Below are 14,839 nucleotides of genomic sequence, written 5' to 3'. Positions count from 1 at the left end.
CGCCGCGTCGAACAGCGCGATGTCAGCGAGGCAGATCGCGGCGAGGCTCGGGCTCCCCGAACCCACCGACGAGCAGGTGTCGGTGATCGAGGCAGACCTGGCCCCCGCCCTGGTTGTCGCCGGTGCCGGCAGCGGCAAAACGGAGACGATGGCGAACCGGATCGTCTGGCTCCTCGCCAACGGCAAGGTGCGGGTGCCCGAGATCCTCGGCCTCACCTTCACTCGCAAAGCGGCGGGTGAGCTCGCCGAACGGGTGGGCCGGCGCATCGGACAGCTCCAGGATCTGCAGCAGGACGAGAACCCGGATGCGGTCATCGATGTGCTCGAAGCGCCGACGATCGCCACATACAACTCCTTCGCCAGCGGACTGTTCCGGGAGTACGCGCGCCTCATCGGACGCGAACCAGACGCGACAGTGATCACCGAGGCATCCGCCTGGCGCCTCGCTCGGCGGATCGTCGTGGACAGCGCAGACGACCGGCTCGTCGGCATCGACAAAAGCGTCGACCAGGTCACGGCTGCGGTTCTGTCGCTCAGCCACGCGCTCAGCGACAACGACGCGGCCGGGCGCACCGACGACATCCGTTCGTTCGCGACACGGTTCCTCAGCCTCGGCGAGCTTCCCATCCATGATGGCTCCTCACGCAAAACGGTGCCGTTCAAATCGGTGACCGAAGCGGTCACCGACATCCAGTCGCTGGGCCTGCTGGTCGACCTCGCCGAGCGTTTCTCGGCCGAGAAACAGCGGCTCGGCTTCGTCGAGTTCAGCGACCAGGTCGCACTCGCGCTCGAGATCTGCCGGCGGGTACCCCGGGTGGTCGAGGAATACCGGTCACGGTTCCGAGTCGTCATCCTGGATGAGTACCAGGACACCTCGGTGGTGCAGACCGATCTGCTGGCGCGGCTCTTCTCCGGCTCGCCGGTGATGGCCGTCGGCGACCCGAACCAGTCGATCTACGGGTGGCGCGGTGCCAGCGCCGCGAACCTCGCCAGGTTCTCGGCCGACTTCTCGCCCTCTGGCGCGGCCGACGCGTATGCCTTGTCGACGAGCTGGCGCAACTCAGGCCGGGTGCTCGACGCCGCCAACGCGATCGTCGACCCGCTTCCGGCGACCCCGCACGTCCCGGTCCGCCGGCTGGCCAGTTCGCCGTTCGCGGGTCCTGGCGCCATCGACGTGGTCTTCGCCGAGACCGTCGTCGAAGAGGCGGATGCCGTCGCGCGCTGGCTCGCCGCAGAACTCGCGCGCCCGTCGGCGAAAGACGAGCAGCGCACAGCGGCGATGCTCTGCCGGTCGCTGAAGAAGGTCGACGTCTTCACCGATGCCCTCCGACGCAATAACGTGCCATTCCACATCCTCGGCGTCGCCGGGTTGCTTCAGCAGCCGGTGATCGTCGACCTCGTCGCGGCCCTGCGCGTCCTTCACGACCCGACAGCAGGTTCGGAACTGGTCAGGCTGCTCACCGGCGCACGCTGGCGGATCGGCACCCGCGACATCAAGGCGCTGAGCGGACTCGCGCGCTGGCTCGCCGACCGCGACCTGTCCCAGCGTCTGATCGCCGAGGACGTTCGAGACAGGATCGCGGCTTCGGCCGCGCATGACGACGGCAAATCGATCGTGGACGCGCTTGACTTCCTCCAGACAGCGCCCGCCAATCACTCGGCTCTCCGCGAATTCAGTGCGGAAGGTATCCGCCGGATGCGACTCGTCGCCCGCCAGCTGGCCGCGCTCCGCCGCAGGTCAGGGCTCGACCTGTACGACCTCGTGAACCTGGTCGTGCAGGAGCTGCAGCTCGACATCGAGGTGGCGGCGAACGAGCAGAATCCGCTTGGCCAGCCGAGCCTTGACGCTTTCTCGGAGCAGATCGCGTCATACCTTGCGGTCGCAGAAGGAGGAAGCCTCGGACCGTTCCTCTCCTGGCTGGCCGAGGCGGAGCGGCGTGAGAATCTGAGCCCGCGCGGGGAGGACCCCGAACCGGGAACCGTGCAGATCCTCACCATCCACGGCTCGAAGGGCCTGGAATGGGACAGCGTCGCCGTGCCGCGGATGGTCTCTGACGAACTGCCAGGCACGCTGCGGAGCAAACGCGGCTGGACGGCGTTCGGTGAACTGCCGTATGAGTTCCGAGGTGACCGCGACGAGCTGCCGACTCTTGCCTGGCGCGGCGCCGAAACCCAGGCGGACTTCGACGCCGCGTACACGGCGTTCGGCGAGGGTCTCGACGACAGGAACTCGGCCGAGCAACGCCGGCTGGCGTATGTCGCCGTCACCCGGGCGAAGGACGCACTCCTGGCCAGCGGGTCGTTCTGGGCGACCCAGTCGAAACCGCGAGGGCCTGGTCAATTCCTTCGTGAGATCGCCGCCGCCGTTCCGTCGAGCTGCGACGGGCTACCCGACGAATCCCAGTTCGAGGAGAATCCGCTCGCCGGCACACAGAACGAGGTTTCCTGGCCCCTGGACCCGCTCGGGGCACGACGGGCAACAGTGGCGGCCGCCGCGGAGGCGGTGCGGTCCGCCGACCCCACCCTGCCCACGATCTGGTCGAACGACATCGCGCTGCTCCTCGCCGAACGCGAGGCGCGGCTCTCCGCAGACGAATACGTCGTCCTGCCCGACCGGGTGCCGGCATCCCGATTCAAGGAGTACGTGACGGATGCCGCTGGCCTCGCGACCCGGATGCGCCGACCGCTCCCGGAACGCCCATATCGGCAGACGCGGCTGGGGACGCTGTTCCACACCTGGGTGGAGCAACGTGCCGGGATCGCGGGAGGGCAGGAACTGCTCGATTCCGGCTTCCTGGAACAAGACATCGACGAGGCCCCCGGCACCCTGCTGCCCCTCGAGCAGCGGGAACTCGAAGAGCTCGCCGTGCTGAAACGCACGTTCGAGGCATCCGAATGGGCAGACCTTCGCCCTGTGGAGGTTGAACGGGAGATCAACTTCGTCCTCGGCAACCAGATCATCATCTGCAAGCTCGACGCCGTCTACGAACGGGACGGTTGGTACCAGATCGTTGACTGGAAGACCGGTAAAGCTCCCTCGTCGGCCGCCGAGCTGGAGGAACGCCAGTACCAGCTCGCCCTGTACCGCCTCGCTTACGCGCAGTGGAGGAAGGTGCCGGTGGAGAGAATCGATGCCGTCTTCTACTACGTCACCGAGGATCGGGTGATCCGGCCGGCGACCCTCTATTCAGCGGAGGAGCTCGGGCGCCGCTGGGCCAGCGGAGTGATCTCGCCGGACTCCGCGGCCTCAAGCGCCGAGAAATCCAGTTCGGCCGTGTAACCGGCGTCGCCACGGTCGCCTTTCGCGGCGATGATGTCCGACACAGCACTGTTCGACGCGACGCTGTTCGACGAGACGCTGTTCGACGAGACAATGTCGATCGGGCCCGTCTCGACGGCATCCCGGTCGTGGTCCGCGGGGACGGCTCCTGGGAAGGAGCGTCCGCTCACGTCATCGACGCGATTCCGGTCGCCGACATGTTCGGCGTCGCGGCCGAAGACGGCCTGGAGTTCTGAGCGGTCATAACTGTCGGTCTCCATGCCGATCCCGGACGAACCAGAGGCAGCGGTCGACGGTGGGGTGCGCGTGAGCATGTCTTCGACATCGGACACGGCCATGATCGGTCCGGTCTGCGGCGACAGCGGATTCATGAGGTCGCCGAGGACATGATCCACGAGACCGTCGAGAAGGCTCACGGCGTCGTCGATGATGCCCTGATCGCGGGAGTCAACACCGTGGAGCAGCCAGCGGGCGAGTTCGAGCTCGGCGTGGAGCATGGAGCGCTGCACCAGGAGCCGGTCGTGATGCCTCGCGGATGACGAACGGTAGGCGGCCAGGATGCTCTCCGCGGCCTCGCCGGTGCCGCTGAGCCAGTGCAGGTCACGAGCCGGATCGCCGACCCGGAGGGAACTCCACCCCAGCACCCCTGTGGCGATCGAGCCGACGCTGTGGTCGGTCAGAACGAAGGATTCCGCACCGAGGGATCCATGGATCACGGTCGGCTGGAACTGCCAGAGCGAGTCGTCGGCGGCGGCATCCGTCCACCGTTTGCGCACGGCGGTCGGGAGCAGCCGTGTGGATGTGGCCCGCTCGATGACGCTGCGGGCTTCGTTGCGGCATTCGGCGGCGGTCAGGTGCGGAAGACCCACTTCAGCCACGAAGGAACCGGGGAGGGAATGGATGGCGGCGATCGCCGCACCGATGGACGTCGCGACGCCGTCACCGGCTGGAATGCCAGACGCCTCGACGGTGTAACCGGGCAGGTACTCGTAGACGACGACACGTGTTCCGCGGGTCGACCCCTGTCCGACCACGGTCGGCACGTGGAACGGGAGGCGGCTCCGGATCCCGGCGGTCATCGCCTGGAGTGCGATGAGTTCGACGGACTGCTCGCTCGCGGCACGCTCGTTCGCCGGCACCCTGACCACGAGTTCGCGGTCGTCGCTGGTGCGCAGAAGCGCCGAGTCGAAATCACCGGTGGTGCCGTGCCCGAAGGGGCCTGCGCCGAGAATCTGCAGGTCCGCGACGGCTGATGTAGCCAACGCGGCTAGAGTGAGATGCGATCTGGCCATGGCATCTAGGTTAGGTTGCCCAGCCCCGTGGCGGTCATCCGCCACGCCTTTCACGTGGGAGTGCTTTTTTGTTGGACCTTGGTGCGCTTGCCGATCTTCCCCTCGCGCGCGGCGCCGTGAACCGCGACGCGGACGCACGGGTCCGGCCTGAACTCTTCGCCGAACTCGCGGTGGACCCGGCCTGCCGGGTTCTGCCGCTCTGGAACGGCAAGGCCCCGATGGCCGGCGACCGGCTCGCGCTCTCGCCGGCAGCTGCTGCCGCTGACGCGGACGTGTTGTTCTACCTCGGACGGTCGACCGAACCGGACACCGACGCTGACATCGGCGCGCCGATCGTCGGCGCGGTGATCACGGACGCGGCGGCGGCGGTGATCGAGCCGGATCCTGAACGCTGGGTGTCGCTCCGCGACTCCGGCGACTCCCTCGGCGCCGGGAACTCCGCCCTGCTGACCGCGGCCGTCGCCCTGACGAACTGGCACGCGTCCAGCGGCCACTGTCCTCGGTGCGGAGCCGCCACGGTTCCGGAACTCGCCGGCTGGTCGCGGCGCTGCCCCGCCTGTCTGAACGAGATCTTCCCACGCACCGATCCGGCGGTCATCGTCCTGGTCCTCGACGACGACGACCGCCTCCTGCTCGGATCCAACGTCCTCTGGCCCGCTGGGCGCTACTCGCTCCTCGCCGGCTTCGTCGAGGCCGGCGAATCGCTGGAGAACGCCGTCTGCCGCGAGATCGCCGAGGAATCCGGGCTGACCGTTGAGAACCCGCGTTACCTCGGTTCCCAGCCGTGGCCGTTCCCGCGGTCGATGATGCTCGGATTCTCCGCTCGTGTCGCGGCCGGTGTCGACCCAGGTGACCTCAGGCCAGACGGTGAGGAGATCGTGGATCTGCGGTGGTTCAGCAGGGAACAGCTCCGCGAGGAATCCGCCACCCTGCTGCTGCCGGGCAAGACCTCGATCGCCAGGCATCTGATCGACCTGTGGCTCGTCGCCGACGGCGGGGGAGACCTGGACGAATCGGCTCGGACCGCGTCCGCTCGATCCACAGTTCCCCAGGCATGAGCCGCACCGAACCCAGCGACCTCCTTGCCGGACTCGACGACGACCAGCGTGTAGCCGCCGAGGCGCTGCGGGGTCCTGTCTGTGTGCTCGCCGGTGCGGGTACCGGCAAGACCCGGGCGATCACCCACCGGATCGCGCACGGGGTCGCCACCGGAACCTACGCCGCGAACCGGGTGATGGCCCTCACCTTCACGAACAGGGCCGCAGCGGAACTCCGGGGCAGGCTTCGACACCTCGGCGCAGGGGGAGTCGCTGCCCGTACCTTCCACGCCGCCGCGCTCAGCCAGCTCAACTACTTCTGGCCGCACACCGTCGGAGGGATCATGCCTGCGCTCATCACGAGCAAAGGAAAGATGCTCGGGCACGCCGCCGAGCGGCTTCACCTCAAACTCGACACGGCGACGCTTCGTGACATCGCCGCCGAAGTCGAGTGGCGCAAGGTGTCCGGGCTCAGCGTGGAACAGTACGCTGCCGCGAACCGGCCGGCACCTCAGAACCTCACGGTGGACCAGGTGGCGGCGATGCAACAGGCATACGAGGATCTCAAGGACGAACGCCGCCAACTCGATTTCGAAGACGTTCTCCTCGCCTGCGCAGGAATGATCCAGACCGAACCGGCCGTCGCGATGCAGGTGCACGAGCAGTACCGGTTCTTCGTCGTCGACGAATACCAGGACGTGTCGCCGTTGCAGCAGCAACTCCTCGAACTGTGGATCGGCGGCAGGAACGACGTCTGCGTGGTCGGCGACGCCAGCCAGACCATCTACTCCTTCGCCGGCGCCCGCAGTGACTTCCTCCTCGATTTTCCGGCGCGTCACCCGGATGCCACGGTCGTGCGTCTCGAACAGAACTACCGTTCAACCCCCCAGATCGTCGACACCGCCAACCGGCTGATGCGCGGACGCCCAGGGGCGCTCAGCCTCCACGCCAGCCGCAGCGCAGACAGCCACAGGCAGCCGGACATCACCTCATACCCGAACGACATGGCCGAGGCGAGGGCGATCGCCCAGTCGGTGCTTGAGCAGATCGCGGCAGGCACCAAACCCGAGCACATCGCCATCCTCTACCGGGTGAATGTGCAGTCAGCCGCGCTCGAGACCGCATTGGGCGACGCCGGCATCCCCTACCTGCTGCGCGGCAGCAAACGGTTCTTCGACCTGCCTGAGGTGCGGCAGGCGATCATGGCGCTTCGCGGGGCATCGGTGTCGGTCACCGGGGAACCGTTGTTCAAGTCGGTCAGCGACGTGCTCCGCTCGCTCGGCTGGACGCATCAGGCACCGGAGGTCGCGGGAGCGGTGCGCGATAAATGGGAGTCCCTGAACGCGATCATGGGACTTGTCGACCAGGCAGCGCCCGGCACGACCTTCCGGCAGTTCACCGACGAACTGCTGGAGCGGCAGGCCGGCCAGCACGAACCGACGGTGTCAGCGGTCACCCTCGCCACGCTGCACTCCGCAAAGGGTCTCGAATGGGATGCCGTCTACCTCCTCGGCCTCAGCGAGGGCCTCGTGCCGATCAGCTATGCGAAGACGTTCGAACAGGTGGATGAGGAACGGCGGCTTCTGTACGTGGGCGTCACCAGGGCGAGGTCGCGGTTGTTCATGTCATGGGCGGAGCACTCGGGGCGTTCCCCGCAGCCGCGGGAGCGATCCCGTTTCCTGACAGAGATCGGCATCCGCAATCCGGGTGTGGCCGGTGCGCGGTCAGGCTCCCAGACACCCGGAACCCGTCGATCCTGAGCGACGCCGAGACGAGGTCGTTTGACCCGTTCCCGAGTCGCGCCGTCACGATCCTGGCCACCCGTGCTCTGACCTCGCTGATGAGCGGTTCCTGCTCCGCCAGCGACGGTTGGCCCAGAAGCTGCGACGCCATCACCGGCCACGCGGCATCCGCGTCGGTGCGTTCCCGAGCCAGGCAGTGCAGGCACGGGCCGGCGCCCGGCTCCACGAGCGGGCCGATCTGCACACCGATGTCGGTGTAGACCACCGCAAGGTGGGGAATGTCGAGGCTGAGCCAGCGGACGTATCGCCGCGGATCGATGACGTGGGTAGCGACGAGCACGGCGACGCCTGGCCGCATCGTGTGGCCGGCCTCGGGGAACTCGGAGGAACGCAGAAGAGAACGGATGCCGTCGGCCGTCGTGCCGTTACCGTCGACGATCCAGGCCGGCTTCCCGGTGGACGTCTCCGGGGCGGTCAGCGCCGGGGTGATGTCGGCGAGGAACCGAGCAACCTCTGACGGCCGGGCGCCGACACGTGCCGCCAGCCGGTCGAGCTGGCCCCGGCTGGTGCCCGCCATCACCGCGCCGAGCAGGTGCTCAACGGCCGGCGTGACCGCGTCGAGCCGCGCGATCGGATGCTCCGCGCCGATCTGCAGTGATGTGGTCGTCCGCCAGACGACCGGGTAGCGGGGATCGAGACGGAGGATCATGCCGGAGATCATGCCGTACGCACCGGTCAAGCGTGCGGGTTATCCACAGCGCGGGATTCGGTGGTCGTTCCCCGATGTCGTTCCGGATGCGTGAGGGGTCCGGAATGGTTGTTGCCGCTGTCACAACTCGGGAGCCCTCACCACGCCACGCCGTTGGCGCGAAGCCCGGGTCAGACCACCGGCGGCGTGTCGTCCTTCGAGGGGCCGTTCTCGCCGCGGAGCAGGTCCTCGAGAGCCGTGTCGAAATCGTCAGGCTCGGGAACCTCACCACGGGCACGCGCTTCCAGGCGCGCAATGAGCGCAGCCGGGTCGTCGATGTCCTCACCGGTCGGAAGGACATCGGGGTGCGCCCAGAGGGCGTCGCGCCCCTCGTCGCCGACGGCGTCCGTGATCTGCTGCCACATCGACGCCGCCTCCCGGAGCCGGCGGGGCCGGAGCTCAAGACCGACGAGCGTGGAGAACGCCGACTCGGCCGGCCCGCCCGTCGCACGCCGACGGCGAACCGTCTCGGCGATCGCGTCGGCCTTGGGGAGCCGCGATGACGCGCGAGCGGTCACGACATCGACCCAGCCTTCGACCAGGGCGAGGGTGGTCTCCAGACGTGCGAGCGTGCCCAGCTGGGCATCCGTCTTCGGCGGGATCAGGGAGCCGTCGACCATCGCCTGGCGCAGTTCCTCAGGGTTGGACGGGTCGAAGCTCGCGGCGAGGCTCTCGAGCCGGTCGGTGTCGATCCGGATGCCACGCGCGAACTCGGTGATCGACGAGATGAGGTGCAGGCGCAGCCAGCGTGCGTGCCGGAACAGGCGGGCGTGGGCGATCTCGCGAACCGCGAGGTACAACTGAACCTGGTCGTCAGGTATGTCGAGCCCCTCGCCGAACGCGGTCGCGTTCTGCGGCAGGATGGCCGCCTGGTTGTCATCGAGCAGGGGGATGCCGATGTCGCCTCCCGAGACCACCTCGGTGGAGAGCTGCCCAACGACCTGTCCGAGCTGCATGGCGAACAAGGCGCCGCCGATGCTCCTGAGGAGTGCGCCGGCGTTTTCGACCATGCCCTGGAACTCTTCGGGGGCCTGGTCGCGGAGAACACCGGTGAGAGCATCCGAAATACTCGTCGCAACCGGTTCGGCGAGCTGACTCCACACGGGCATGGTCGCGCGCGCCCACTCGGCCCTGGTGAGAAGCCGCGGCACGTTCGTCAACTCGCTGATGCCCGTCACATCGTCGAGCCACAGCGCGGCGACCGAGAAGGCCTGGTCCAGCGCCGCCCGCTGCTGGGTGCTCGCGGGAACAGCGTCGTTCGTGGCGAGGGTGACAGCCTGGTCGGTGGCGGCCTGCCAGTTGATCTTGCCATCACCGGCACCCTGCAGAGCGTTCCGGAGCTGGCTGATCATGGCGTTGACCGAGGCGGGGTCACCCGGAAGGCCCGCCGCGCCGGCGAGCTGGCTTGGGTCGATGCCCGCGTTGCCCGCGAGAAACTGCCGCAGCATGTCACGGAACTCGTCCTCGGGGTTTTTGTCGGATTCGTCGGGCACAGAGGCCACCTTTCAGACAGCATTCGGTTGCGGGATCTACGCTAGTCGTTGATCCTCTGAGATTCGCGTGGCTGCCCGTGGCAGGTGTCCGCCCGCCGCGAACACCCGAAAGGCACGATGAGTCTGTTTCTCGAACACCCGCCCCAACCCGGAGCCCAGGCGCTGTACACAGAGGCCGACATCGCGGGGATGGAGTCGGCTCGCCGGCGTCGTAACCGCGGCTGGCTGGCGCTCGCCGTGTCTGTCGTGATCCTCCTCGGGCTCTCCTTCTGGCCGTCTCCGTACGTCATCCAGCAGCCAGGGCCGGTGTTCAACACGCTGGGTTCGGTCACGATCAAGGACAAGGAAGTCCCGCTGGTGACGGTGAAAGATGCCAAGACCTACGAAACCAGCGGGTCGCTCGACATGCTCACCGTTCAGGCGGTCGGCAACCGGGAGAAACGGCCGAGCTGGTTCGAAGTGGCACTCGCCTGGTTCGCGCCCAGTAAGGCGATCGTCCCGGTTGAGTCGGTGTTCCCCGAAGGTGTGACGACAGAGGAACGCGAAGCGGAGAACGCGGCACTGATGGTCGATTCGCAGCAGGATGCCGTCGCCGCGGCCCTGACCGAACTCGACTACGAGTTCCCCGCGCAGCTCGCCGTCGGCCAGGTCGCCGACGGTGCGCCGGCAGACGGCAAGCTCAAGGTCGACGATGAGATCCTCGCGGTCAACGATGTCGCCGTCTCCGATCTGGTGTCCCTCCGAAAGGCGATCGCTGAGAACGGCACCCAGTCGGCGGCCGTGTTCGAGGTGGCGCGCGCCGGGGTGCCGACCACCGTGTCGATCACTCCGGTGGACGCGACGGCGGCCGACGGCGAAAGCACGAGCATCATCGGCGTCGCTACGAAGGTTCTCTACGACTTTCCCGTCGACGTCACGATCCAGCTCGACAACGTCGGCGGGCCGAGTGCCGGCATGATGTTCGCCCTCGGCATCATCGACAAGATGACCCCCGGTGCGCTCAACGGCGGGGAACAGGTTGCGGGAACCGGAACGATCGACGCTGAAGGCGTTGTCGGACCGATCGGCGGCATCCGGCAGAAGCTCTACGGAGCTGTCGACGCCGGCGCGGAATACTTCCTCGCGCCTGAGGCGAACTGCAACGAAGTCGTCGGGCACGTGCCGGACGGCATCCGCGTTCTCAGCGTCGCAACGCTCGACGATGCGCTGGCCGCACTGGATGCTGTCGCCAGTTCCAAAGGGATCGACGCGCTCGCCTCATGTGAACTGGCGGAGGCAGCGGGCTAGCTCCCAGCCAGTAACGCTCTGTGCCCCATAGACTTGTGACAGAACCCGAAAATTGACAGAGGCCACACGTGACATCCGCTCCATCAGCATCAGCCCGTCCCGCACCGAACCGCAGTAGAGCCCCGCTCGCCATCACGGCAGCTGTGGTCGGCGTGCTCGTCGTCGCGTTCTTCATCTTCGCCGGGTTGTACTCGGACTTCCTCTGGTTCGAACAGCTCGGCTTCGCCACCGTGCTGACCACCCAGTGGATCGCCTCCGGCGTCATGTTCGTCATCGGTTTTTTCGGGATGGCTCTCCCGGTCTGGGCAAGCATCATGCTTGCGTACCGTCTGCGTCCCGTGTACGCGAAGCTCAGCAGCCAGCTGGATCGGTACCAGGAACTTGTGGAGCCGCTGCGCCGCCTGGCCACCTATGGCATCCCCGTCGTGCTCGGCCTCTTCGCAGGGTTCGCCGCGGCGACCCGCTGGGAAGTCGTTCTGATGTGGCTGAACCGCACGCCCGTCGGTAACGTCGACCCGCAGTTCGGGCTCGACGTCTCGTTCTACTTCTTCGAGCTGCCGTTCTTCCGTGGCCTCGTCGGCTTCGCCTCCGCCGTCATCCTCCTCGCGACGCTGCTGACCATCGCCGTCACCTACCTGTACGGTTCGATCCGAGTCACCGGCCACGAGCTGCGCATCTCGAAGGCAGCCCGCATTCAGATCGCCATCCTCGCCGCGCTGTACATCGCGCTTCAGGCGGTGTCGATCTGGCTCGACCAATACGTGACGCTGAACCAGACCGGTGACCTGATCACCGGGGTCAACTACACAGACGACAACGCCACGATCCCTGGCCGGGTCATCCTCGCCGGTATCGCCACGCTCGTCGCCGTGCTGTTCCTCATCACGGCGTTCATCGGCCGCTGGCGGCTGCCCGTCGTCGGAACGGCCCTCCTGCTCGTCGCCGGCCTCCTGGTCGGGACCGCATACCCGTGGGTCGTGCAGCGTTTCCAGGTCGACCCGAACGCGAAGTCGCTCGAAACCCCGTACATCCAGCGGAACATCGACCTCACCCGTGACGCATACGACGTCGCGGACCTCGAGGAGATTCCGTACAACGCGACAACGGATGCCACGGCGGGCGCACTCCGCGAAGACGCCGAGACGACCGCATCCATTCGGATCATCGACCCGGCACTCGTCAGCCCCTCGATCTCTCAGCTCGAGCGATTCAAGAACTACTACGCGTTCGCGCCGACTCTCGACGTCGACCGTTACCAGGTCGACGGAGAAAGCCAGGACGCTGTGGTTGCGCTCCGTGAGCTGCGTCAGGACCCCGATGACACCTGGGTGAACAACACGTTCGTGTACACCCACGGCTACGGCCTCGTCGCCGCATACGGCAACCAGCGTTCGGTCGACGGGCAGCCGGTCTTCCTCGAGTCCGGCATCCCGACCTCCGGTGCGCTCGGCAAGTTCGAGCCCCGCATCTACTTCGGTGAGGCCTCGCCTGAGTACTCCATCGTCGGCGCCCCGAAGGGCAACAAGCCTGTTGAACTCGACTTCCCGTCAGGCGAGGACGGCGCATCCGAAACGTACAACACGTTCAAGGGCGACGCCGGGCCCAAGCTGGACTCGGTGCTCAACAAACTCGTGTACGCGCTGAAGTTCCAGTCGGAGCAGATCTTCCTCTCCGACGATGTCACCAGCGAGTCGCAGATCATGTACGACCGTGACCCGGCGACCCGTGTGAAGAAGGTGGCGCCGTACCTGACGCTCGACTCCGACCCGTACCCGAGCGTCGTCGACGGCCGTGTGGTGTGGATCGTGGACGGGTACACCACCTCGGACGCCTACCCGTATTCGCGCACCGTCGGCCTCTCCACGGCGATCGCCGACTCCGCGACGAACGACCAGCGGTTCGGGCTCGACGACATCAACTACATCCGCAACTCGGTGAAGGCCACTGTCGACGCGTACGACGGATCGGTGACCCTGTACGCCTGGGACACCGACGACGCCATCCTCAAGACGTGGCAGAAGATCTACCCGTCGACCCTGAAGCCGATGTCGGAGATGAGCGGTGAGCTCATGAGCCACGTCCGCTACCCGGGAGACCTGTTCAAGGTACAGCGCCAGATCCTCGGGCAGTACCACGTGACGGATGCCGGCAAGTTCTACTCACGGACAGACGCCTGGTCGACACCGGCCGACCCCCAGTCCGAGGCCGCAGAGGCAGCTCTGCAACCGCCGTACTACCTGACCCTGCAGATGCCTGGCCAGGAAGCGCCGACCTTCTCGCTGTATTCCACATTCGTTCCTCGGGGCACGGGCGACAGCGCCTCCAGCGTGCTGACCGGGTATCTCGCAGTGGACGCGGATGCCGGTGCCGAGTCGGGCAAACCCGGAGATGGTTACGGCAAGCTCAGGCTGCTGACCCTGCCGAAGGATGTGACGGTTCCCGGCCCGGGGCAGGTGCAAAACGCTTTCAACACCGACCCTGAAGTCTCCTCACTCATCAACCTGCTGAAGCAGGGGCAGTCGAAGGTGCTCAACGGCAACCTGCTGACGCTCCCGGTCGGTGGCGGACTGCTCTACGTTCAGCCGGTGTACGTGCAGTCGACCGGTGAGACGAGCTACCCGCTGCTCCAGAAGGTCCTTGTGGCGTTCGGCGACCAGATCGCGTTCGAGGACACCCTGGATCAGGCTCTTGACTCGCTGTTCGGCGGTGACTCGGGCGCTGATGCCGGCGACGGAAACACAGCGGATACCGGAACGCCGGCCCCCGAGGTGCCGACAGAGCCGACCGAGCCAGGCGCGGAGCCATCCACGCCCACCGAGCCGAGCACCGGTGACCCCGCAGCCGACCAGGCTCTGCGCGCTGTCCTGGCCGAGGCGAAGACCGCGATGGACGACAAGTCCGCGGCACTGGCCGAAGGCGACTGGGCGGCGTACGGCGAAGCCGATGCACGACTCAATGACGCTCTCGGCAGGGCACTCGCGCTGCTCAACCGCTGACCGACCCGGTAGCGTGGGGCGCGTGACCGAGATTCCGTCAGGCTCCCCACGCGGTGTCGACCTCGGTTCGGGCGAGTGGCTCGACGCCAACCGAGCGCACTGGGACGAACGGGTCCTCATCCACATGTTCAGTGCCTTCGACGATCAGGGGCAGCTGCGGGCGGGCGCCGGACGGCTCACCCGGGTCGACGAGGCAGAACTCTCCCAGCTGTTGCCAGGTGCGGACAAACGGTCTGACCTGTCCGGCAAACGTGTGCTGCACCTGCGATGCGATTTCGGCGCGGACGCGCTGACACTTGCCCAGCGTGGGGCATCCGTTCTCGGACTGGACTTCTCGGTGGCTGCGACCCGGCAGGCGCCCACGCTCGCTCAGGAGCTTGGCTTGGAAGAGCAGACCCGCTTTCTCGCATCGAACCTCTACGACGCCAGACATGCCCAGCCCACGGCAATACGGAGAGGGCGGCACCGGCCTCCGAGCAGAAGCCGGAGGCGATGCCGCCCCATCGCGCTGTCGAGCTAGAACCAGCCGAAGAGCAGCGTCGCATCCCGTACTTTCCGCCGGGCGACAGGGGCCTTGCCTTGGCCATTGCCGATGCCGCGCGCGATTCCCGGTCCCTGCTGCTCGCCAACCACGGTTCCCTGGTCTCCGCGGTGACCCTGGAATCGGCCGCAGCTGCTGCCGAAGAGATCGAGGAGACGGCGCGCCTGCATGTCTTTCTCAGCGGACGGCCCGCACGGACGCTGGACCCCGACGAGGTCGCCGAGCTGCGTCGGCGATATCTCTGACGCTTTCTCTGCGTCCTGGAACCGTCGCATGCCTTCGGCGACCTCGCCGGACTCGCCGATTCGCCCCCCATCCGTTCCCGTGCTAGAGTACTTCTTGTGCCGCGGGGTGGAGCAGTTCGGTAGCTCGCTGGGCTCATAACCCAGAGGTCGTAGGTTCAAATCCTGCCCCCGCAACAAA

9 protein-coding genes and 1 tRNA gene are annotated in these 14,839 nt (G+C 67.0%); 8 read left to right on the top strand and 2 right to left on the bottom strand.

The window, feature by feature from the left end; genetic code table 11:
- Positions 1–19: 19 nt before the first annotated feature.
- Positions 20–3,280 carry an ATP-dependent DNA helicase gene (locus JWP90_RS07985; RefSeq protein ID WP_297362164.1) on the top strand — a complete coding sequence of 1,087 codons (3,261 nt, stop codon included), beginning with the start codon at positions 20–22 and terminating at the stop codon, positions 3,278–3,280.
- Here JWP90_RS07985 and JWP90_RS07980 read toward each other — a convergent pair.
- Positions 3,184–4,572 carry a phosphotransferase gene (locus tag JWP90_RS07980; protein WP_297362161.1) on the bottom strand — a complete coding sequence of 463 codons (1,389 nt, stop codon included), beginning with the start codon at positions 4,570–4,572 and terminating at the stop codon, positions 3,184–3,186. The two genes, JWP90_RS07985 and JWP90_RS07980, sit on opposite strands and share 97 nt — an antisense overlap.
- Before the next feature lie 68 nt (positions 4,573–4,640).
- Here JWP90_RS07980 and nudC point away from each other — a divergent pair, with 68 nt between their 5' ends.
- Together nudC and JWP90_RS07970 are read left to right on the top strand one after the other, a co-directional pair.
- A complete protein-coding gene (nudC, locus tag JWP90_RS07975) occupies positions 4,641–5,630 on the top strand; it encodes an NAD(+) diphosphatase (RefSeq protein ID WP_297362159.1) in 990 nt (329 codons plus the stop codon).
- Positions 5,627–7,369: an ATP-dependent helicase gene (locus JWP90_RS07970; protein WP_297362156.1), complete on the top strand. Its 1,743-nt coding sequence runs from the start codon at positions 5,627–5,629 to the stop codon at positions 7,367–7,369. Before nudC ends, JWP90_RS07970 begins: the two co-directional genes overlap by 4 nt.
- Before the next feature lie 861 nt (positions 7,370–8,230).
- On the opposite strand, the gene JWP90_RS07965 is transcribed toward JWP90_RS07970, so the two are convergent.
- Positions 8,231–9,547 carry a zinc-dependent metalloprotease gene (locus tag JWP90_RS07965; RefSeq protein ID WP_297362239.1) on the bottom strand — a complete coding sequence of 439 codons (1,317 nt, stop codon included), beginning with the start codon at positions 9,545–9,547 and terminating at the stop codon, positions 8,231–8,233.
- 162 nt (positions 9,548–9,709) lie between these two features.
- On the opposite strand from JWP90_RS07965, the gene JWP90_RS07960 reads away from it, so the two are divergent.
- The 5 genes from JWP90_RS07960 to JWP90_RS07940 all read left to right on the top strand — a co-directional run bounded on the left by JWP90_RS07960 (position 9,710) and on the right by JWP90_RS07940 (position 14,835).
- On the top strand, positions 9,710–10,879 hold the full coding sequence (locus tag JWP90_RS07960) for a S16 family serine protease (protein WP_297362152.1): 1,170 nt from the start codon (positions 9,710–9,712) through the stop codon (positions 10,877–10,879).
- 68 nt (positions 10,880–10,947) lie between these two features.
- Complete coding sequence (locus JWP90_RS07955) at positions 10,948–13,875, top strand: UPF0182 family protein (protein WP_297362149.1); 2,928 nt, start codon at positions 10,948–10,950, stop codon at positions 13,873–13,875.
- A gap of 22 nt (positions 13,876–13,897) precedes the next feature.
- Entirely contained in the window at positions 13,898–14,395 is a 498-nt protein-coding gene (locus JWP90_RS07950; protein WP_297362146.1) for a hypothetical protein, read from the top strand.
- Positions 14,368–14,661, top strand: coding sequence for a class II aldolase/adducin family protein (locus JWP90_RS07945; protein ID WP_367182694.1), 294 nt, complete (start codon positions 14,368–14,370; stop codon positions 14,659–14,661). The genes JWP90_RS07950 and JWP90_RS07945 overlap by 28 nt, the downstream gene beginning before the upstream one ends.
- 100 nt (positions 14,662–14,761) lie before the next feature.
- Positions 14,762–14,835 (top strand) — tRNA-Met (locus JWP90_RS07940).
- The last annotated feature ends 4 nt before the right edge of the window (positions 14,836–14,839 follow it).

Source organism: Mycetocola sp. (genome assembly GCF_025464835.1).
Taxonomy (GTDB): domain Bacteria; phylum Actinomycetota; class Actinomycetes; order Actinomycetales; family Microbacteriaceae; genus Mycetocola_A.
This window is presented reverse-complemented; position numbering and strand designations above follow the sequence as displayed.